The 18,599-nt window shown below is 64.0% G+C and carries 19 protein-coding genes; 11 read left to right on the top strand and 8 right to left on the bottom strand.

All coding sequences use genetic code 11. The features are described 5' to 3' along the window. Positions 1 to 84 precede the first annotated feature (84 nt). The 6 genes from QYH69_RS15260 to QYH69_RS15235 all read left to right on the top strand — a co-directional run bounded on the left by QYH69_RS15260 (position 85) and on the right by QYH69_RS15235 (position 5,034). A complete protein-coding gene (locus tag QYH69_RS15260) occupies positions 85 to 819 on the top strand; it encodes a succinate dehydrogenase/fumarate reductase iron-sulfur subunit (RefSeq protein ID WP_308832700.1) in 735 nt (244 codons plus the stop codon). Then, positions 816 to 1,157, top strand: a complete 342-nt coding sequence (locus QYH69_RS15255; RefSeq protein ID WP_308832699.1) for a succinate dehydrogenase — start codon at positions 816 to 818, stop codon at positions 1,155 to 1,157. Before QYH69_RS15260 ends, QYH69_RS15255 begins: the two co-directional genes overlap by 4 nt. Continuing rightward, complete coding sequence (gene sdhC, locus QYH69_RS15250) at positions 1,154 to 1,570, top strand: succinate dehydrogenase, cytochrome b556 subunit (RefSeq protein ID WP_308832698.1); 417 nt, start codon at positions 1,154 to 1,156, stop codon at positions 1,568 to 1,570. The genes QYH69_RS15255 and sdhC overlap by 4 nt, the downstream gene beginning before the upstream one ends. 67 nt (positions 1,571 to 1,637) lie before the next feature. Then, positions 1,638 to 2,507: a fumarate hydratase gene (locus QYH69_RS15245; protein ID WP_308832697.1), complete on the top strand. Its 870-nt coding sequence runs from the start codon at positions 1,638 to 1,640 to the stop codon at positions 2,505 to 2,507. Between the two features lie 73 nt (positions 2,508 to 2,580). Further along, positions 2,581 to 3,198: a FumA C-terminus/TtdB family hydratase beta subunit gene (locus QYH69_RS15240; RefSeq protein WP_308832696.1), complete on the top strand. Its 618-nt coding sequence runs from the start codon at positions 2,581 to 2,583 to the stop codon at positions 3,196 to 3,198. 27 nt (positions 3,199 to 3,225) lie between these two features. After that, positions 3,226 to 5,034 carry an FAD-binding protein gene (locus QYH69_RS15235; protein ID WP_308832695.1) on the top strand — a complete coding sequence of 603 codons (1,809 nt, stop codon included), beginning with the start codon at positions 3,226 to 3,228 and terminating at the stop codon, positions 5,032 to 5,034. On the opposite strand, the gene QYH69_RS15230 is transcribed toward QYH69_RS15235, so the two are convergent. The 6 genes from QYH69_RS15230 to QYH69_RS15205 all read right to left on the bottom strand — a co-directional run bounded on the left by QYH69_RS15230 (position 4,923) and on the right by QYH69_RS15205 (position 10,636). Then, complete coding sequence (locus QYH69_RS15230; protein WP_308832694.1) at positions 4,923 to 5,882, bottom strand: LysR substrate-binding domain-containing protein; 960 nt, start codon at positions 5,880 to 5,882, stop codon at positions 4,923 to 4,925. The genes QYH69_RS15235 and QYH69_RS15230 overlap by 112 nt on opposite strands. Positions 5,883 to 5,936: 54 nt before the next feature. Then, complete coding sequence (locus tag QYH69_RS15225) at positions 5,937 to 6,686, bottom strand: sulfite exporter TauE/SafE family protein (protein ID WP_308832693.1); 750 nt, start codon at positions 6,684 to 6,686, stop codon at positions 5,937 to 5,939. Positions 6,687 to 6,776: 90 nt separating this feature from the next. Beyond that, a complete protein-coding gene (locus QYH69_RS15220) occupies positions 6,777 to 7,742 on the bottom strand; it encodes an ABC transporter permease (RefSeq protein WP_308832692.1) in 966 nt (321 codons plus the stop codon). Beyond that, the gene (locus tag QYH69_RS15215) at positions 7,735 to 8,541 is read right to left on the bottom strand and encodes an ABC transporter ATP-binding protein (protein WP_308832724.1); all 807 of its coding nucleotides are present in this window, start codon (positions 8,539 to 8,541) and stop codon (positions 7,735 to 7,737) included. Before QYH69_RS15215 ends, QYH69_RS15220 begins: the two co-directional genes overlap by 8 nt. 11 nt (positions 8,542 to 8,552) lie before the next feature. Then, on the bottom strand, positions 8,553 to 9,563 hold the full coding sequence (locus QYH69_RS15210; RefSeq protein WP_308832691.1) for an ABC transporter substrate-binding protein: 1,011 nt from the start codon (positions 9,561 to 9,563) through the stop codon (positions 8,553 to 8,555). A 308-nt stretch (positions 9,564 to 9,871) separates the two neighbouring features. After that, a complete protein-coding gene (locus QYH69_RS15205) occupies positions 9,872 to 10,636 on the bottom strand; it encodes a GntR family transcriptional regulator (RefSeq protein ID WP_308832690.1) in 765 nt (254 codons plus the stop codon). Between the two features lie 198 nt (positions 10,637 to 10,834). Here QYH69_RS15205 and QYH69_RS15200 point away from each other — a divergent pair, with 198 nt between their 5' ends. The 4 genes from QYH69_RS15200 (at position 10,835) to QYH69_RS15185 (ending at position 15,046) form a co-directional block, all read left to right on the top strand. Continuing rightward, the gene (locus QYH69_RS15200; RefSeq protein ID WP_219801948.1) at positions 10,835 to 11,158 is read left to right on the top strand and encodes a UxaA family hydrolase; all 324 of its coding nucleotides are present in this window, start codon (positions 10,835 to 10,837) and stop codon (positions 11,156 to 11,158) included. 87 nt (positions 11,159 to 11,245) lie between these two features. Next, complete coding sequence (locus tag QYH69_RS15195; protein WP_308832689.1) at positions 11,246 to 12,421, top strand: UxaA family hydrolase; 1,176 nt, start codon at positions 11,246 to 11,248, stop codon at positions 12,419 to 12,421. A 220-nt stretch (positions 12,422 to 12,641) separates the two neighbouring features. Further along, the gene (gene dctA, locus QYH69_RS15190; RefSeq protein ID WP_374992419.1) at positions 12,642 to 13,979 is read left to right on the top strand and encodes a C4-dicarboxylate transporter DctA; all 1,338 of its coding nucleotides are present in this window, start codon (positions 12,642 to 12,644) and stop codon (positions 13,977 to 13,979) included. A 65-nt stretch (positions 13,980 to 14,044) separates the two neighbouring features. Further along, positions 14,045 to 15,046, top strand: coding sequence for an Ldh family oxidoreductase (locus QYH69_RS15185; RefSeq protein ID WP_308832688.1), 1,002 nt, complete (start codon positions 14,045 to 14,047; stop codon positions 15,044 to 15,046). A gap of 125 nt (positions 15,047 to 15,171) precedes the next feature. On the opposite strand, the gene QYH69_RS15180 is transcribed toward QYH69_RS15185, so the two are convergent. Then, positions 15,172 to 15,999 carry an SDR family oxidoreductase gene (locus tag QYH69_RS15180; RefSeq protein ID WP_308832687.1) on the bottom strand — a complete coding sequence of 276 codons (828 nt, stop codon included), beginning with the start codon at positions 15,997 to 15,999 and terminating at the stop codon, positions 15,172 to 15,174. A 133-nt stretch (positions 16,000 to 16,132) separates the two neighbouring features. Here QYH69_RS15180 and QYH69_RS15175 point away from each other — a divergent pair, with 133 nt between their 5' ends. Continuing rightward, the gene (locus QYH69_RS15175) at positions 16,133 to 17,071 is read left to right on the top strand and encodes a GlxA family transcriptional regulator (protein ID WP_308832686.1); all 939 of its coding nucleotides are present in this window, start codon (positions 16,133 to 16,135) and stop codon (positions 17,069 to 17,071) included. Between the two features lie 90 nt (positions 17,072 to 17,161). Here the strand turns inward: QYH69_RS15175 and QYH69_RS15170 are convergent, their stop codons facing one another. Continuing rightward, a complete protein-coding gene (locus QYH69_RS15170; RefSeq protein WP_308832685.1) occupies positions 17,162 to 18,583 on the bottom strand; it encodes an aldehyde dehydrogenase family protein in 1,422 nt (473 codons plus the stop codon). Positions 18,584 to 18,599 lie beyond the last annotated feature (16 nt).

Raw genomic sequence — 18,599 nt, 5'->3', positions numbered from 1 at the left:
TCTCGCCGCAAAAATGTTTGGCTTTCAGCCGCTGCGCGAGCACCGTAGACTGGCTTCGCTGCCCCACGCGAATCAAAAGCCAGGATGCCGAGCGCTACCCCCACAACACTGAAAGTAAGCGTCTGGCGCGGTGACGAAGAAGGCGAGTTTCAGCGCTTCGACGTGCCGCGCATGGAGAGCCAGACGGTTCTCGACGTCGTCATTCATATCCAGCGCCATCTCGACGCGACGCTCTCGTATCGCTTCGCCTGCCGCGTCGGCATGTGCGGTTCATGTGCGATGACGGTCAACGGCCGCGCGCGCTGGACCTGTCGTACACATGTGACGAAAGTAATGCGACATGCGGACGACGTCCTCGAAATCGCGCCGCTCAATCACCTGCCGGTGGTGAAAGACCTCGCCACCGACATGACCGGCTTCTTCGACAAGTGGCGCGATGCGAAGGGTTATTTTGCGGGCCAGCGCACGCGCGCCGAGCCGGCCGCGCGTGTCGATCCGGCATCGGCCGGGCGCAAGGCCGCCGATGCCGGCATCGAATGCATCGGCTGCGGCGTCTGCTATGCGAGCTGCGACGTCGTCGCCTGGAATCCTGACTACCTCGGCCCGGCCGCACTGAACCGTGCTTGGACGCTCGTCAACGATGTGCGCGACACACAGCAGCAGGCGCGCGTCGCCGCGATATCGAACGACGCCGGCTGCCATTCGTGCCACACGCTCGGCTCATGCACCGAACGCTGTCCGAAGTCGCTCGCGCCGACCGCGAGCATAGCCGGCCTGAAGCGTTTGAACGGCAAGGCGCCGCGAGGAGCACTCGAATGAAGGCAGCAATGAGCGGCTGGCGCGTGCAGCGCATTTCGGCGATGGTGCTCGCGGTGTGCGTAACCGTACATCTGATCACGATGATTGCCGTTGTGCATGGCGGCCTTTCCGCGGGTGCGATTCTCGCGCGGTTGCATGGCAACGTCGTCTGGGGCCTGTTTTATGCGGTATTCGTGCTGGCCGCCGCCGCGCACGTGCCGGTCGGCTTGCGGCGCATCGCCGAAGAATGGCTCCGGTGGCGGGGCCCGGGCGTGTTCGCCGTCAGCGTGCTGGTCGGCCTGATGTTGGCCATTGCAGGCTTGCGCGCGGTCTTTGCGCTGACCGGAGGGCCACTATGAGCGAACTCGATGCATCGCATGCCGCGAGCACCGCTGCTGCGGGCCGCCGCAAAACGCCCGGCCGTCGTGCCGACGTTCGCGCGCGCAATCATCCCGCGTGGTGGGCATTTCTCGTGCATCGCCTGTCGGGCCTCGCGCTCGCCGTTTTCCTGCCGATGCATTTCTGGGCGCTCGGCACCGCCTTGCATGGCGCCGCCGCGTTCGATTCGTTTCTCGCGGTCACGCGTCAGCCCGCGTTTGTTTTTGCCGAATGGGGGCTTGTCACGCTGCTCGCGGCGCATCTGATCGGCGGCGTGCGCATTCTGCTGATCGAATACCGGCCGTGGAGCGGCCTGCGCAAGAATCTGATCGCAGCGACCGCGGGCGGCGCGCTCGTCATCGGGCTCGCCTTCGCGCTGTCGCTCACGTTGTAATCGTTAAAGCGCAACCTGTTTAACAAGACCCGGCGCGCCAGTATTCGAGCGCGATGGAGACCACCCGATGGACATGCAGCAAGTCGAAGAAGTCGCGAAGCAGTTGTACATTCGCGCATTGAAGCAATTGCCGCCGGACATCAAGGACGGCATCGCGCGTCTCGAGCGCGCGGAAACCGACGACACCGCGCGCCGCGTGCTCGGCATCATGCGCACGAATATCGGCGTCGCCGAAAGCGCGGACAACCTGCTGTGTCAGGACACGGGCTTGCCGATCTACAACGTGACGATCGGTTCCGGACTCGCGCTCGACGGGGTCGCGCTCAAAGACGCGATTCGCCGCGGCTGCGAGCGCGCGACGCGCGAGCATCCGCTGCGCTCGTCGGTCGTCCATCCGTTGACGAGACAGAACGAACAGACGTCATGCGGCCCGCTGATGCCGGCAATCCATCTCGACTTCGATTCGACCGCCGATACGCTCGTCATCGAGATGATCCCGAAGGGCAGCGGCTCCGAGAACAACTCGTTTCTGAAGATGGCGACGCCGGCCGACGGCATCGACGCGATCAAGCGTTTCGTGATCGACTGCGTGATCGACGCCGGCGGCAAGACCTGCCCGCCGACGATCGTCGGCGTCGGCGTGGGCGGCACCTCGGACCTTTGCGTGTGGCTCGCGAAGCGCGCGGCGACGCGCGCGCTCGGCACGCGCAACGACGATCCGCATGCGGCCGCGCTCGAAGCGGAGCTGTCGGCCGCGGTGAATCAGCTCGGCGTCGGTCCGCAAGGGCTCGGCGGCGATGCGACCGCATTCGCCGTGCACGTCGAACTTGCCGCGACGCACATCACGATGAATCCGGTCGCGGTGAACATGCAATGCCATTCGGCGCGGCGCGCACGCGCGACGTTGACGCGCGGCGAAGTCGAATACGGCTATTAATCGGCTGTCTATGGGAAACCGGAATCGACCGACACCGGGGCCCAGGGACGCCGGCCGCGAGGAGACCTGATAAATGACGCACCACGTATTGCAGATGCCCGTCACCGAGGCGCAGATCCGTGAACTGAAAATCGGCGACATGGTGACGCTGACCGGCACACTGTTCGGCATTCGCGACGCCACGCAGATTCATATGTTCGATCGCGGCCGCAAGACGCGCTTCGATCTGAACGGCCATGCGGTCATCCACACGGCGCCGAACGTGCGCCGCGTGGCGGCATCGGCCGAACATCCAGCCGGCTACGAGCCGGTCTGCATCGGCACGACGACGTCGATGCGCATGGAGCGCTTCACCGAGCCGCTGATGGCGCAATATGGCGTGCGCATCGTGATCGGCAAAGGCGGCCTCGCGCAGGGCTCGGCCGATGCGTTCGCCAAACACGGCGGCGTGTATCTCGCGATTGTCGGCGGCACGGCGGCGCTCGAAACGACCTGGATCGAGCAGATCGAAGACGTCGACCTCGACGACCTGAACCCCGAATCGTTGTGGCGCTTCAGGATCGGCGAGTTCGGGCCGCTGCTGGTGGCAATGGATAGCCACGGCGGCAGCGTCTACTCGACAGTGCAGCGGAACACGCAGTCGCAACGAGACAAGGTGCTCGCGTCGCTCGGTGTTCGTTCGCAGCCTTGAAAAAAGCCGACCCCGGAGCCCACGCAGATGAAGCAGTACGACACCGATATCCTGATTCTCGGCAGCGGCGGCGCGGGCCTGTTCGCCGCGCTGCACGCGCACGCCGCAGCGCCGCAGTTGCGCATCACGATCGCGGTGAAGGGCTTGCTCGGCAAATGCGGCTGTACGCGCATGGTGCAGGGCGGCTATAACGTCGCGCTCGCGCAAGGCGACTCGATCGAGCGTCATTTCATGGACACGATCGAGGGCGGCAAATGGCTGTCGAACCAGGATCTCGCGTGGACGCTCGTCACGCGCGCGGTCGAACGCATTCACGAACTCGAAAACGAGCTCGGCTGCTTTTTCGATCGCAATCCGGACGGCACGTTGAAGCAGAAGGCGTTCGCGGGGCAGACCTTCGATCGCACAGTGCACAAGGGCGACCAGACCGGCATCGAGATCATCAACCGGCTGGCCGAGCAGGTCTGGGCGCGCGGCATCGCGCGGCTCGAAGAACACCGCGCGGTTGAATTCATCGAAACGCAGCCGGGCGGCGCGCTCGCCGGTGTGCTGATGATCGACATGCGCAGCGGCGAGTTCGTATTCGTGCGCGCGAAAGCGGTGCTGCTCGCGACCGGCGGCGGCCCGACGATGTACAAGTACCACACGCCGAGCGGCGACAAGAGCTGCGACGGCATGGCGATGGCCATGCGCGCGGGCCTCACGCTGCGCGATATGGAAATGGTGCAGTTCCACCCGACAGGGCTGCTGGCCGGCACCCATACGCGCATGACCGGTACCGTGCTCGAAGAAGGCTTGCGCGGCGCGGGCGGTTACCTGCTGACCGGCGACGGCGAGCGCTTCATGCATCGCTACGATCCGCGCGGCGAACGCGCGACGCGCGATATCGTATCGCGCAGTATTTTCCGCGAATTGCGCGCGGGCAATGCGACGCCGAACGGCGGCGTCTATCTGCGCATGGATCATCTCGGGCCCGAGTCGGTGCGCCAGCGCTTCAAGGGCATGGTCGAGCGCTGCGCCGATTGCGGTTTCGATCTCGCGGGCGGTCAGGTCGAAGTCGTGCCGACCGCGCACTACATGATGGGCGGCGTCGCGTTCGAGGCGGACTGCGCGACGACGCTGCCGGGCCTCTTCGTCGCCGGCGAAGATGCGGGCGGCGTGCATGGTGCGAATCGTCTCGGCGGCAACGGCGTCGCGAATTCGACCGTGTTCGGCGGCATTGCCGGTGAAACACTTGCGCAATGGGTGCCGCGCCATGGGCGCGACGAACAGGCGAACCGCGAACAGATCGAGCGTGCGGTCGAACGATGCCGCGCGCCGCTTACGCGCAAGCCCGATGGAGACCTCGAAGCGATTCGCGAAACGCTCTACGACCTGATGTGGAACGACGTCGGCATTCTGCGCGATGCGCAGGGCCTCGAGCGCGCCCGCGGCGCCTTGCTCGAGATCGAGGCGCGGCTCGACCGCACGGGCGTCGACGGCCGCGATTTGCGGTTCAATCTGTCATGGCACGACTGGTTGAATCTGCGCAATCTCACGCTCGTGAGCCGCGCGATCACCGAATCGGCGTTGCTGCGCGAGAACTCGCGCGGCGCGCACTTCCGCGAAGATTTCCCCGACGCGGGCGATCTCGAGACATCCGAATATATGTGCCTGCGCATGCTCGACGACGGCGCGCTCGAAACGACGCGCCGCCGCGTGCAGTTCACGCGCGTGCGGCCCGGTCAGTCGTTGCTCGACGATGTGCCCACCGCCACGCCGGCGGACGCCGCACCTGCACCCGCGCCGCCGCGCGAAGCGGTGGTGGCCGGCTCGTCGGCGCCGCCGGTGAAATGACGCTTCACGGCGTCGGTGAACGCGCCGCGATCATGCTCGCGGCGTTCGAGCAAGCCGACACGGCGCGGTGCGATACGCTCCGGCAGTGCGGTCACGCGCAGGCCGGACTCCGCATTCCAGTTCGCGTTCGCAAGACGCGGCACGATCGAGACGCCGAAACCGCGCTTCACCATCTCGCAGATCGCTTCGAGCGAATTCAGTTCCATGATGTCGTGCACCGAAGCGCCGAGCCCCTGCAATGCTTCTTCGATCAGGATGCCGGTCCACGTTTGCCGGTCGAAACGGATATACGGTTCCTGCAATAGCGCGTCGACGTCGGTGCGAGGATCTTCGGTCGAGGTAATGAGCACCATCGGTTCGCTGTAGAGCGCGGTCCACTTGAGCGTCGCGGGAAATCCGGCTGGCGATTGCGTGACGATGGCCGCATCGAGTTCACCGCTTTCCACTCGTGTCGCGAAATCGCTCGATAGCCCCGTGAAAAGCTTGAGCTCGAGCCGCGGATAGCGGCGTTTCAGGTTCGGCATCGCATCGGCGAACGCACCCATCAGCGACGACACGAGCGCGCCGACGCGTACGACACCGGCCACTTCGTCGCGCTCGCCGGCCGCGAGAATCTTGCGATAGTTCGCGACGAGCGTTTCCGCGAGCGGCAGGATCGTGCGGCCCTGTTCGCTCAACGAGACGGAGCGCGGCGTGCGCTCGAACAGCACCATATCGAGATCGCGTTCGAGCGAACGCATCTGCTGGCTCACGGCGGCTTGCGTGAGACATACCTCGTCGGCGGCCGCGGCAAACGAGCCGTGCCGCGCAACCGAGAGAAACGTGACGAAATAGCGAATCGCACTCATGACGGGTTCTCCGCGAACTGGCCGCCGATATGCGGCTTGGGCCGATGCGCGCAGCTAGCGCAAAGCGTGAACGAGCGATGTGCCGAGCAGCGCGACACCCGATGCAAACAGCAGCGCGAGCAGCACGCGCCTGAATGCCGTATCGGAGATGCGCACGTACAGACGCGATCCGAGCCACGCGAAAATCAATGTGGACGGCAGCATCCACGCGAACAGCGTCAGTGTTTGGCGGTCGATGAGGCCGGTCAGCGCGTACATGACGAGCGTCAGCGACTGCATGGCGATAAAAAAACTTTGGCAGATCGCGCGCTGCAAGTCCTTGTGATGGCCGCGCAGCATGCACCAGACAGTCGGCGCGGGGCCCACGAGACCCGCGATGCCGCCGAGAATACCGCCGATCACGCCGATGCCGCCGTCGGCCCATGCTCCTCCCGCGGTCACCTTCGGAAGGTTTCTCGCCCCGAGCATTACGCCGCAATAGACAATCAGCAACAGCCCGACACCGATGCGAAAGCCAGTCGGGTTGATCATCGGCAGCAGGGCGGCGCCGATCGGCACACCGATCATTCCGCCTGCAATGAACGGCCCGATCACTTTGGGGCGTATCTGGCCGCGCACGGTGCCGACGGTCAGCACCTGGCCGACCAGCGAGCCGACCACGAGCATCGGCCCGATCGCTTGCGGCGGCAGCGTCCATGCCCAGAACACCATCGCGACGAGGCCGAAGGCAAAGCCGGCCAGACCCGATACGAAGCCCGCGATCGCGCTGCCGCCGACGACGAGCAACGCGAGCTGCGTGCTCAACGTTTTCGCTCCGCAGCAGCGCGCGACCTCATGCGCAACTTAAGCAATGCCGCCTCGATCTCGTTGTCCACGCAGCCGGCCCCGCTATGCTCACGACTGCATGCCCCAGCGCTGCACCGTATGCCGTTCGAGCGTGCGGAAGATCAGGTTCTCGACTGCAAGGCCGATCAGAATCACCGTGAATAGCCCGGCGAACACATTCGCGATATCGAGCAGGTTCTTGTTCTCGTAGATAAACCAGCCGAGACCGCCCGAACCCGAGCTCACGCCGAACACGAGTTCCGCGGCGATCAACGTGCGCCATGCAAACGCCCAGCCGATTTTCAGGCCTGTGAGAATGCTCGGGAACGCGGCGGGCACGAGGATCTTCGTGACGTAGCGGCCGCCGCGCAGTCCATAGTTGCGTCCGACCATCTTCAACGTGTTGCTGACCGACAGAAAGCCCGAATGCGTATTCAACGCGACAGACCACGTGACCGAATGCACGAGCACGAAGATCAGGCTGCCGTTGCCGAGGCCGAACCAGATCAGCGCAAGCGGCAGCAGTGCGATGGCGGGCAACGGGTTCAGCATCGACGTCATCGTTTCGAGAAAGTCCGTGCCGATGCGCGAGGTGATTGCCGCTGCCGTCAGCACCGCGGCAAGCACGATGCCGCACGCGTAGCCCATCAGCAGCACGTGGATCGATGCCCAGGCCTTGCCGGGTAATTCGCCGCTCGCGATGCTCGTGACGAATGCCTGGACCGTCGCGCTGAACGTCGGGAACAGCAGGGCGTTGTTCAGGATGCGACCGTACACTTCCCAGACGATCGCGAGAAACGCGAGAATCACGAACTTGCGAATCCATCCCTGGTTGTAAAGCCGCTCGAACGTCGATAGCGGCTTTTCGACGACACTGAACTGATGCGTGTCGCTCGTTTCGCGAACGATCTCTTCACGCGGCGCCGACGCGAGGCCGGCTGCCGCGTTGGGGCCTGCATCGCGGCCTGCCCCGCGGCCGGTTGAAGGGGGCAATGCAGTGGCGGATGCGGCGCCGTGGGCAGTACCGTTAGACATTCTCGGCCTCTTCGATTTCGTCTTCGAACAGCATGTGCTGGATGCGCTTTTCGAGCGCGACCGCGGCCTCGCCCGATACGGCCGTGTTGAGTTCGGCCTTCACCTGGCCCGGATGCGGCGACAGCAGCAGAATGCGGCTGCCGACCTTGATCGCTTCCGGAATGGAGTGCGTGACGAACAGCACGGTGAAGCGCGTTTCCTGCCACAGCGCGAGCAGCTCATCCTGCATCTTGCGGCGCGTCAGCGCATCGAGGGCCGCGAATGGCTCGTCCATCAGCAGAATGTCCGGTTCCATCGCCATGCCGCGCGCAATCGCGACGCGCTGCTTCATGCCGCCCGACAGCGTATGCGGGTAACTGTCCGCGAATTTCGTCAGGTTGACCTTGTCGATGTAGTGCATCGCACGCTGCTCCGCTTCGCGCGCATTGAGGCGACGCGACGACAGCAGCGGAAACATCACGTTCTGCTTGACGGTTTTCCATGGCAGCAGCTGATCGAATTCCTGAAACACCATCATGCGGTCCGGACCCGGCTTCGTGATCGTCTTGCCCTTCAGCGTCATCGAGCCTTCGGTGGGCGGCAGATAGCCGCCCACGCTCTTGAGCAAGGTCGACTTGCCGCAACCGGACGGGCCGAGCAGCACGAAGCGGTCGCCCTGGAAGACCTGGAAGTCGACGCGATAGGTGGCCATCACGAGATGCTTGCGCGTTTTGTATTGCAGCGTGACGCCTTTCACGTCGAGCAGCGGTGCATGGTCGGGCGCATGTCCCGACGAAGACGCGCCATTGGTGTTACGCATCGAATACATGGTCAGCTCCCTTGCTGCGATTGCGCAGTCGGAAAGAACATGTCTTTCCACGAGGCCGGCTTCGTCTTGATGAGGCCGGTGCGCGCCATGAAGTCCGCGTATTTGATCGTGTTTTGCGGGACCGTCGTGAACTGCACGTCTGGCGCCGAGATCATCTTCTCGATATCGTCGACGCTGCTCTTGTCCTTGCTGATGCGCAGATAGGCGAGCGCGGCCGCGTGCTTGTCCTTGTTGATCGACGCTTCGGCCTCGTCGAGCGCCGCCATGAACGCCTGGACGAGCTTCGGGTTCTGCTGATAGAACTTCGATGTGCACCAGACAAGGTTGAACGTCGACTTGCCGCCGAGGACGTCGTACGAATTCAGCACCGTATGCACGTTCTGATGCGTGAGCTCCTGCTCCTGGAACGGCGGAGAGCCGAAATGCGCGGTCACCTCGCTGCTGCCCGAGAGCAGCGCCTGCTGCGCGTCCGGATGCGACAGCGATACCGTGTATTTGTCGAGCTGCCCCTGATTGCCCGCGCCGAAGGCCTTTTCCGCGGCCATTTGCAGCGTGATCGCCTGGATCGACACCTTGGCGGCCGGCAGCGCGATCTTGTCCTTACCGGAGAAGTCCTTAACGGTTTTCACCGCGGCGTTCGTCGTGTTCAGGAGCAGCGGCATCGAATTGATCGCGGCGAGCGCCTTGACTTCGAGCGGCGTGCCGTGTGTACGCGACCACAGCAGCACGAGCGGGGCGACGCCGCCCGAGGCGATCTGCAGCGAATCGGACAGCAGCGCGTCGTTCATGACGTTGCCGCCCGCGAATTCGACCCACGATACCTTCAGATTCGGAATGCCCAACTGCGCGGCATGCTTTTCCAGCAGCTTCTGATCCTGCATCAGCATCAGCGGCAGATAGCTGACGCCGTACTGGCGCGCGATCTTGATCTCTGTCATGTCGGCACGGGCGACCGTGCAGACGAACAGCGCGGCCAGCGCGGATAGTGCGACGGCGACTTTGCGAAAGCTCATTGCTCGACACTCCTTGCGAGAGGAACGGCACGGCAAATCGTTAGAGAAAGTTTCCGGGGACGAGCGGCGCAGTATGAGTCGCCAATATTAAGGATTCGTTGCGGCGCGACAGGACGCCGGGCGACGGGAGGGGTAGATGGCTCTGGAGCTTCGTGAAAGCAGGCAGGTATGCATCGTGAGGGTCTCCTGATAGTTGGCGGTTGGCGCGCACCGCAGCTTTATGATTTACATCATCTGTATGAGTAGCGAGTGTAGGTGATCGTTTCGCCGATTGCAAATTAACAGAATACGGTTGCGCGTACGACTGCTCACGAAGCTTCGTCGTGCGATGCCGAAGCGCCCACATACTCGTAGTGGGCGGTATTGACGTGCGAGATGCGAACCTCGACGGGAACATGATGATACGAGTACGCGACGCGCCGGATCTCGAGGATCGGTGCGCCCGGTTCGACGCCGAGCAATGCGCTTTCGACCTCGTCCGCGAGCGCGATGCGCACGCGTTCGTCGGTGCCCACCACGTTGATGTGGAATACGTCCTGATAGAGGTTGTAGAGCGTGCTGGGCCGCTCGCGCAGCGTGGTTTCGCTGAGCCCGGGAAAACGGGACTCAGGCACCGTGATGTTCTCGGTCATCACGTGCTCGCCGTGCAGCGCGAGCTGGTTCAGGAACGTGAAGACGCGGGCGCCGGTTTCGATGTTGAGCAGTGCCGCGACTTCGCGCGTGGCTTTCGCCTTCCTGAACGATACGAGGCTCACGGTCGGATAGGTCTTCTCGCCGTCGGCGCGCACGATGCGGAACAGGCGGAAGAAATGCCGGTCGCGCTGGTGCTGGGAGACGAAGGTGCCGAGCCCCTGATGGCGCACGAGGATGTTGTCCGCAACGAGTTCGTCGATTGCCTTGCGCAATGTGCCGATCGACACGCCGAAACGCTCGGCGAGGCGCTTTTCGGAAGGAATCGTCTCGCCGCCTTTCCATTCGTGCGCCGCCAGCGCCGCGAGCATCGCATTCTTCACTTCCTTGTAACGCGTGCCGCCGATGGCGGGCGTCGTACCGATGATGGTCGGCGTGTTCATGGCGGGTGCCCCTTGGTCCTTGTCTCGCAGCATGCCGGCGATGCAATCGCTTTGTCAGATTTCACCGGAATTCTACTTCATCCGGCTCATTGAACACATATAGATGATATGGTTGACATAGGCAATGTCGCCGCCTAAGATGATTTCCACGGACGTCACAAAACCCGCCGGCCGACCAACCACCCTGGAGACATTTCAATGAGCAACACCGAAGCAGGTGCGGCAAAAGCATCGCAAAGAACGATTCACATCGTGCTGCATGAATCGAAGGACACCGTCGGCGTTGCGGTGGTTGAAGGCATCAAGGCCGGCACGCAGCTGAACGCATGGATCATGGACGACGATGAAATCGTCACGGTGTCGGCGAAGCAGGACATTCCGATCGGCCACAAGGTCGCGTTGAAGGACATGGCCGTCGGCGATACGGTGTTCAAGTACGGCGTCGACATCGGCAAGGTCGTCGCGCCGATCAAGGCGGGCGAGCACGCTCACGTGCACAACATCAAGACGAAGCGCTGGTAAGCCACGGGGCCGCCTGGGCTACCCGGCCGGGGCCACTCGCGTTACCCGCTTTGCATCGTCCCTACATCCAAGACATCGAGACACATCATGAGCGTGATTGACAAGAACACCACTTTCCGCGGCTATCGTCGCGACAACGGCCGCGTCGGCGTGCGCAACCATGTGATCATCCTGCCCGTCGACGATCTGTCGAACGCAGCGGCGCTGGCCGTCGAAAACAACATCAAAGGCACGATGGCGCTGCCGCACCCGTACGGACGCCTGCAATTCGGCGCCGACCTCGACCTGCATTTCCGCACGCTGATCGGCGCGGGCTGCAACCCGAACGTTGCGGCTGTCGTCGTGATCGGCATCGAAGAGGGCTGGACCAAGCGCGTGGTCGACGGCATCGCGAAGTCGGGCAAGCCGGTGATGGGCTTCGGTATCGAATTGCATGGCGATCACGACACGATCATGCGTGCATCGAAGGCCGCGAAGGAAATGGTGCAGTACGCCACGTCGCTCGATCGCGTCGAGTGCCCGATCTCCGACCTGTGGGTGTCGACGAAGTGCGGCGAATCGGATACGACGTCGGGCTGCGGCGCGAACCCGACGGTCGGCAATGCTTTCGACAAGCTGTACGGCCTCGGCACGACGCTCGTGTTCGGCGAAACGTCGGAGCTCACGGGCGGCGAACAGATCGTCGCCGCGCGCTGTGCAAACGACAAGGTGCGCGAGCGCTTCCAGTTCATGTTCGACCGCTACCAGGACATGATCAACCGCTGGAAGACGGACGACCTTTCCGAATCGCAGCCGACTAAAGGCAACATCGCGGGCGGTCTCACGACGATCGAGGAAAAGGCGCTCGGCAACATCCAGAAGATCGGCAAGAAGTGTGTGATCGACGGCGTGCTCGACAAGGCCGAGGAACCGACGCATTCGGGCCTGTGGTTCATGGATTCGTCGTCCGCGGCGGCGGAAATGGTCACGCTGTGCGCGGCGTCGGGCTTTGCCGTGCATTTTTTCCCGACAGGTCAGGGCAACGTGATCGGCAACCCGATCGTGCCCGTCATCAAGATCTGCGCGAACCCGCGCACCGTGCGCACGATGAGCGAGCATATCGACGTCGACGTGTCGGGCCTGCTGCAGCGCGAGCAGAACCTCGATCAGGCCGGCGACAAGCTGCTCGAATCGATGATGGCGACGATCAACGGCCGCTTCACGGCCGCCGAAGCGCTCGGCCATCGCGAGTTCGTGCTGACGCGTCTGTTCGAAAGCGCCTGATCGGCCGGATGTAAAGCCGCAAGGCTTAGCCTGGACGCACGGCGTTACGGCTGACGCGCGGGTGCATTTCGCCCCCGCGTGTGGCGCCGCACATGCATTGTTCGCGCAACGCGCAGTCCCTCACCACGCACAAGGGCAAGCAGACGCACATAAAGCCCGGCGCGCGTCGCGCAGCATTGTCCCATTCCAGAAGGCAGCAGCGAGTGGAGGAGACACCATCTTGCGCGTGCTACGACATCTCTACGTACAGGTCCTGATCGGACTTGCCGCGGGCATTATCGTCGGTCACTTCGCGCCGGACTTCGGCGTGCAAATGAAGCCGCTCGGCGACACTTTCATCCGCCTCATCAAGATGCTGATCACGCTCGTGATCTTTTGCACCGTATCGGTCGGCATCGCGCGGATGGAGTCGCTGAAATCGGTAGGCCGCGTCGGCCTGAAGACGATCGTGTACTTCGAAATCGTCACGACGATCGCGCTCGTGATAGGGCTCGTCGTTGCGAATGTGCTGCATCCGGGCGCGGGACTCAACATCGATCCCAAGACGCTCGATCCTCAGGCGGTCGGACGTTACGTCACCGAGGTGCATAACCAGGCGTCGACGAATTTCCTCGAGCAGATCGTGCCGAACTCGGTGGTCGGCGCCTTTGCGCGCGGCGATCTGCTGCAGGTGCTGCTGTTCTCGGTGCTGTTCGGCATCGCGCTTTCGCTGGGCGCGCGCCGCAGCCGTTTTCTGATGCGCGTGATCGAGCAGACCAGCGATACGCTGATGAGCATCGTCGAGATGATCATGCGGCTCGCGCCGCTCGGCGCATTCGGCGCGATGGCGTTCACGGTCGGCAAGTACGGCATCACGACGCTGCAGCAGCTCGGTTTGCTGATCGTGTGCTTCTACGTGACGAGCATTCTGTTCATCGTGCTCGTGCTCGGCACGATATGCCGCTGGGCCGGCGTCGGATTGTGGCCGCTGCTCAAGTATCTGCGCGAGGAGCTGCTGATCGTGCTCGGCACGTCGACGACCGAATCGGTGCTGCCGCGGCTCATGGAAAAGCTCGAGCGCCTCGGCTGTCCGAAGACGGTGGTCGGCCTCGTGCTGCCGACCGGCTACTCGTTCAACCTCGACGGCGCGGCGATCTATCTGACCATGACGTCGCTTTTCATCGCGCAGGCGACGAACACGCATCTGACGCTATGGCAGCAACTCGGCCTGCTCGCGGTGCTGATGCTGACGTCGAAAGGCGGTGCGGGCGTCGCAGGAGCCGCGCTCGTCGCTCTTACCGCTACACTGTCGACGCACAACATCATTCCGGTGGCCGGCATCACGCTGATTCTCGGCATCGATCGCGTGCTCAACGAGGTACGCGCGATCGTGAACATGATCGGCAATGCGGTGGCGACGATCGTCGTGGCGCGCTGGGAAGGCGCGTTCGATGCGCGCGCAGCCCGCGAATTTCTCGCGGCGCCGCCGCAAGACGTGTTGCGCGACGAGGCGCAAACGCAAACGGGCGAAACCGAAGGCGGCGCGCCGCCGGCTTTCGCGCGCGAACATTCGAACTGACGTGGCGGGACGTTGCAGCCGGGTTTCGGCGCGTCCCGGCCGCAACATGAAAAAGGAATTCTGCCATGACGCGTGTTTCACCCGATGCCCTGCTTGCGCTTGCAACGAGCGCCGTCGAACGCACGGGCGCGCCGCAGGAGACGGCAGTGACCACGGCGCGTGCACTCGTCTATGCGGACGAGCGCGGCCTGTCGTCGCACGGCGTCGCGCGGCTGCCGATGTATATCGCGCAGCTGCGCAATGGCCGCGTCGACCCGCATGCGCGGCCCACGGTGATCGCGTCGCGCAATGCGGCGGTGCTCGTCGATGCGGCCGACGGCATGGCGTTTCCCGCCTGCGCGCTTGCCATCGAAATGCTGATCGCGCGTGCGCGCGAACACGGCAGCGCAGTCGCAAGCGTCACGCGCAGCCATCACTTCGGCGTCGGCGCGTACCATCTCGAAGCACTCGGCAAAGCCGGTCTCGTCGGTCTCGCATTCAGCAATTCACCGGGCGCGATGCCGGCGTGGGGCGGCCGTCATCCGCTGTTCGGCACCAATCCGATCGCCGCGGTGTTTCCGCGCCGCAACGGCGACCCGCTGATGATCGACCTGTCGCTGTCGCAGGCCGCGCGCGGCAAGATCATGATTGCCGCACGCGAGGGCAAGCCGATTCCGGAAGGCTGGGCGACCGCGCGCGACGGCACGCCGACCACCGATGCGAAGGAGGCGCTCGACGGCATGGTGCTGCCGTTCGGCGGCGCCAAGGGCGCCATGCTTGCCTTGATGGTCGAATTGCTCGCGGCCGCGCTCGCGGGCGCGAACTTCGGCTATGAGGCCGGCTCGTTCCTGACCGAGGAGGGCGAGCGCTCGCGCATCGGTCATCTGTTCTGGGCGGTCGACCCGGGTGCGCTCGCCGGCAACGAGATGTACCTGTCGCGTGTCGAAGCGCTCATCGAAAGCCTGTTGCAGGATCCGGACGTGCGTTTGCCGGGGCAGCGCCGTCACGGTCTGGCCGACGCGGCTGGCCGCGAGGGCATCGAGGTCCCGGATTCATTGCACGCGCAACTTCAGGCGCTGGCGAACTAGCAGGCTGTTTGCGGCCTTTGTCCGGCAGCGCGCCGGCCATCGCCTTGCCCGCGGAAGCGGACGTTGCGACGGCCGGCGCGTTTTTGCCGACGGGTTTTGCCGGCCCGAACCGGCGCCGCGCCTGTTTACACGGCTTCCCCTACTGCTTTTTCCGCGTGCACGCCAAAGCGCTCGGCCGGCTTGCTGCGCGACAGATTCGGCATCAACGCCTGGCGTGCCGCTTCGAATGCGTTCCAGTCGGCTACATTGGGCAACGACGGAATCGTCACCGTTTCGCCCTGATCGAAGCCGGCAAGCGCGGCGTCAACCATATCGCCGGCGTCCATGACGATGTGCGCAGGCAGGTTCTCGACGGGCTGGCCCGCGATGCCCCAGAACTCGGTGCGTGTTGCGCCCGGCAGCACGGCCTGCGCGCGCACGCCCTTGTCGCCGAGTTCATGACGCAGCGATTGCGTGAGCGCGACGACGAACGACTTCGTGCCGCCATAGACGCCGTTCAGCATTTCCGGCGCGACGCTGGCGATCGATGCGACATTGATGATGCTGCCGCTGCCGCGCGCGACGAACGCCGGCGCGATCGCATATGTGAGGCGCGTGAGCGACACGACGTTGAGCTTGATCATCGCTTCCATCGCGTCGACATCCGAGTTCAACAACGGCAGCGCGGCGCCGATGCCGGCATTGTTGACGAGCAGCGTGATGCTTGCGTCCGTGCGCAGCACGTTTTCGACGCGGCGGATGTCTTCGTCTTTCGAAAGATCGGCGGTGACGATTTCCACCGAGCGGCCCGTCTCGCTCGTGATGCGCTTGGCCAGTTGTTCGAGACGCGAGCGGTTGCGGGCCACGACGATGAGGTCATAGCCGCGGTGCGCGAGCCGTTGCGCGTAGACAGCGCCGATGCCGGTCGATGCGCCCGTGACGACGGCGGTACCCTTGAAAGATGTGTTCGACATGTTCAGCCTCCAGTAAGTGAGTAGATTCGGTTCGAATTACGATGCGTTGCTGCATGTCTCGAAGAATACGTGCATACTCACATGGCGGCAATGTCGTATATGCCACCTTTTAGGACATCAGTAAGGAATCGCTATGTTGCGCTTGGGCGTGGTGCTGTTTCCGGGCTTTCAGATGATGAATCTGTCGGTGCTGAGCGTTTTCGAATTCGCGAACCGGGTGGCGGACACCCCGGTGTACGACCTCGTGCTGCTTTCGGAAGAGGGCGGCCCGGTCCAGGGTTCGTCGGGTTTTTCGGTCACGACGCAGAAGTTCGACGACAGCCCGTTCGATACGCTGCTCGTGGTCGGCGCCAACGACGCGCAGGTGTCGCCTCCGGCTGTCGTCGAATTCCTCAAGCGCTCGGCGCCGCGCGTCCGGCGCATCGGCTCGACGTGCACGGGCGCGTTCAATCTGGCCGAGGCCGGATTGCTCGCGGGCCGTCGTGCGACCACGCACTGGTTCTTCGCGGACAAACTGCGGCGCGACTACCCGGACGTGCAGATGGAGGAAGACCGCATTTTCATCATCGATGGGCCGGTATGGACTTCGGCGGGCATGAGTGCGTGCGTCGATCTGGCGCTCGCGCTTGTCGAGAAGGATGCGGGTATCGACACGGCGCGCACGGTCGCGCGACAGCTCGTGCTGTATCACCGGCGCGCGGGCGGACAATCGCAGTTTTCGGCGCTGCTGGACCTCGAGCCGAAATCGGATCGCATTCAGGACGCGCTCAACTACGCGAAGCAGAATTTGCAGGCGGAACTCTCGGTCGAGGAGCTCGCGAGCGCGGCGCATCTGAGCCCGCGCCAGTTCACGCGCACGTTTCGCGCGGAAACGGGGCAGACGCCGGCGAAGGCCGTCGAGCGGCTGCGCGTCGAAGCGGCGCGGCTGATGCTCGAAAGCGGGCGGCATGGCGTCGACGTCGTCGCACGCGAGACCGGATTCGGCGACCGCGAAAGAATGCGGCGCGCGTTTTTGCGCGCATTCGGGCAGCCGCCGCAGGCGATCGCCAGGACGATGCGGGGTCTGGTGTGAGGCGCAAACGTGGCTGTAGCGCGGCGCTGTAGATCAAACAGCGCTCGCTGCGCAAGCTGCAGCGGCAAGATCATCACACTCGGACTCGCCTCAAAACGTCCCCATCACCGCCTTCGGTTCCAGATAGGCTTCGAGCCCCAGCGTCCCCATTTCCCGGCCGATGCCCGACTGCTTGAATCCGCCGAACGGCACGGCCGGGTCGTGGGTGATCGCGTTGATCATCACGCGGCCCGCATCGATGCGCGCGACCACTTCACGCGCCTTCGCCGCGTCGGCTGAGACGACATACGCCTGTAACCCATAGGTCGTGTCGTTCGCAATGGCGATCGCGTCTTCGAGATCGCGATACGCGATGATCGACAGCACCGGGCCGAAAATTTCCTCGCGCGCGATCGTCATATCGTTGCGCACGTCGGTGAACACCGTAGGCCGCACGAACCAGCCGGACTCGAGCCCATCGGGCCGCCCTGCGCCGCCCGTGAGGAGACGCGCGCCTTCGTCGAGGCCGATGCGGATATAGCGCTGCACGCGGTTCCACTGCTTCTCGCTGACCATCGGGCCGATCACCGTAGCGGGATCGCGCGGATCGCCCGATTGGATTTTTTCGACCGCGGCGCGAATCCGCGCCTCGAATTCCGCGACGCGCTGTTGCGCCACGAGGATGCGCGTGCCGGCAATGCAAGCCTGCCCGTTGTTCATAAAGCCGGCCTGTAGTGCAAGGGGCACCGCTTCGTCGAAATCGGCGTCGTCGAGCACGATGAACGGCGATTTGCCGCCCAACTCGAGCGTGATGCGTTTGAGCGTATCGGCGCCGGCGCGCAGGATCGACTTGCCGACCGCCGTCGAGCCCGTGAAGGAAATCTTCGCGACATCCGGATGTGCGCTGAGCGTCGCGCCGACCACTTCGCCGCGGCCTGTGACGATATTGAATACGCCGGCCGGCAAGCCCGCTTCGTGCAGCGCTTCAGTGACGATGCGCGTCTGGATCGCGCTCATCTCGCTTGGCTTGATCACGGCGGTGCAGCCAGCTGCCACCGCGGTCGCGAGCTTGTTGCAGATGAAATGCGCATTCGCGTTCCACGGCGTGATCAGGCCGGCCACCCCGACCGGCTGCATCACCACCTCGCTCGTGTTGATGCGTTTCGTAAAATCGTATTGCCGCAGCGTCCTCGCGGCTTCGACCATTGCCGTCTGCGCGTACCTGGCCATCCAGCGCGCGCGCTCCACCGGCGAGCCGTATTCGTCGATGATCGCTTCGTAGAGCTCGTCTTCCCGCGCGGCCACGGCGCCCGCCATGCTCTGCAGCATGTCGAGCCGCTCGCTTTTGCCGGTCAGCGAGAACGACGCAAACGCGCGTTTTGCGGCCGCAACCGCGCGGTTCGCGTCGTGTTCGTCGGCAAGCCGCACGCGGCCGATCACCTGCTCGGTCGCCGGGTTGAACAGATCGAACCTTTCCTCGCCATGCGGCGTTGCGAATTCGCCGTCTATATAGATTTTGTCGATGTCTTGCATAAGTCGAAAGCTCCTC

This window comes from Paraburkholderia sp. SARCC-3016 (assembly GCF_031119615.1).
Taxonomy (GTDB): Bacteria; Pseudomonadota; Gammaproteobacteria; order Burkholderiales; family Burkholderiaceae; genus Paraburkholderia.
This window is presented reverse-complemented; position numbering and strand designations above follow the sequence as displayed.

Bases quoted from the DNA above. Each gene is read 5' to 3' on its own strand.
- QYH69_RS15215 (WP_308832724.1), bottom strand. From the start codon at position 8,541: ATGCGTAACACCAATGGCGCGTCTTCGTCGGGACATGCGCCCGACCAT.
- QYH69_RS15260 (WP_308832700.1), top strand. From the start codon at position 85: ATGCCGAGCGCTACCCCCACAACACTGAAAGTAAGCGTCTGGCGCGGT.
- QYH69_RS15210 (WP_308832691.1), bottom strand. From the start codon at position 9,563: ATGAGCTTTCGCAAAGTCGCCGTCGCACTATCCGCGCTGGCCGCGCTG.
- QYH69_RS15230 (WP_308832694.1), bottom strand. From the start codon at position 5,882: ATGAGTGCGATTCGCTATTTCGTCACGTTTCTCTCGGTTGCGCGGCAC.
- QYH69_RS15185 (WP_308832688.1), top strand. From the start codon at position 14,045: ATGACGCGTGTTTCACCCGATGCCCTGCTTGCGCTTGCAACGAGCGCC.
- QYH69_RS15245 (WP_308832697.1), top strand. From the start codon at position 1,638: ATGGACATGCAGCAAGTCGAAGAAGTCGCGAAGCAGTTGTACATTCGC.
- QYH69_RS15255 (WP_308832699.1), top strand. From the start codon at position 816: ATGAAGGCAGCAATGAGCGGCTGGCGCGTGCAGCGCATTTCGGCGATG.
- QYH69_RS15205 (WP_308832690.1), bottom strand. From the start codon at position 10,636: ATGAACACGCCGACCATCATCGGTACGACGCCCGCCATCGGCGGCACG.
- QYH69_RS15180 (WP_308832687.1), bottom strand. From the start codon at position 15,999: ATGTCGAACACATCTTTCAAGGGTACCGCCGTCGTCACGGGCGCATCG.
- QYH69_RS15235 (WP_308832695.1), top strand. From the start codon at position 3,226: ATGAAGCAGTACGACACCGATATCCTGATTCTCGGCAGCGGCGGCGCG.
- sdhC (WP_308832698.1), top strand. From the start codon at position 1,154: ATGAGCGAACTCGATGCATCGCATGCCGCGAGCACCGCTGCTGCGGGC.
- QYH69_RS15195 (WP_308832689.1), top strand. From the start codon at position 11,246: ATGAGCGTGATTGACAAGAACACCACTTTCCGCGGCTATCGTCGCGAC.
- QYH69_RS15200 (WP_219801948.1), top strand. From the start codon at position 10,835: ATGAGCAACACCGAAGCAGGTGCGGCAAAAGCATCGCAAAGAACGATT.
- QYH69_RS15220 (WP_308832692.1), bottom strand. From the start codon at position 7,742: ATGTCTAACGGTACTGCCCACGGCGCCGCATCCGCCACTGCATTGCCC.
- QYH69_RS15170 (WP_308832685.1), bottom strand. From the start codon at position 18,583: ATGCAAGACATCGACAAAATCTATATAGACGGCGAATTCGCAACGCCG.
- QYH69_RS15240 (WP_308832696.1), top strand. From the start codon at position 2,581: ATGACGCACCACGTATTGCAGATGCCCGTCACCGAGGCGCAGATCCGT.
- QYH69_RS15175 (WP_308832686.1), top strand. From the start codon at position 16,133: ATGTTGCGCTTGGGCGTGGTGCTGTTTCCGGGCTTTCAGATGATGAAT.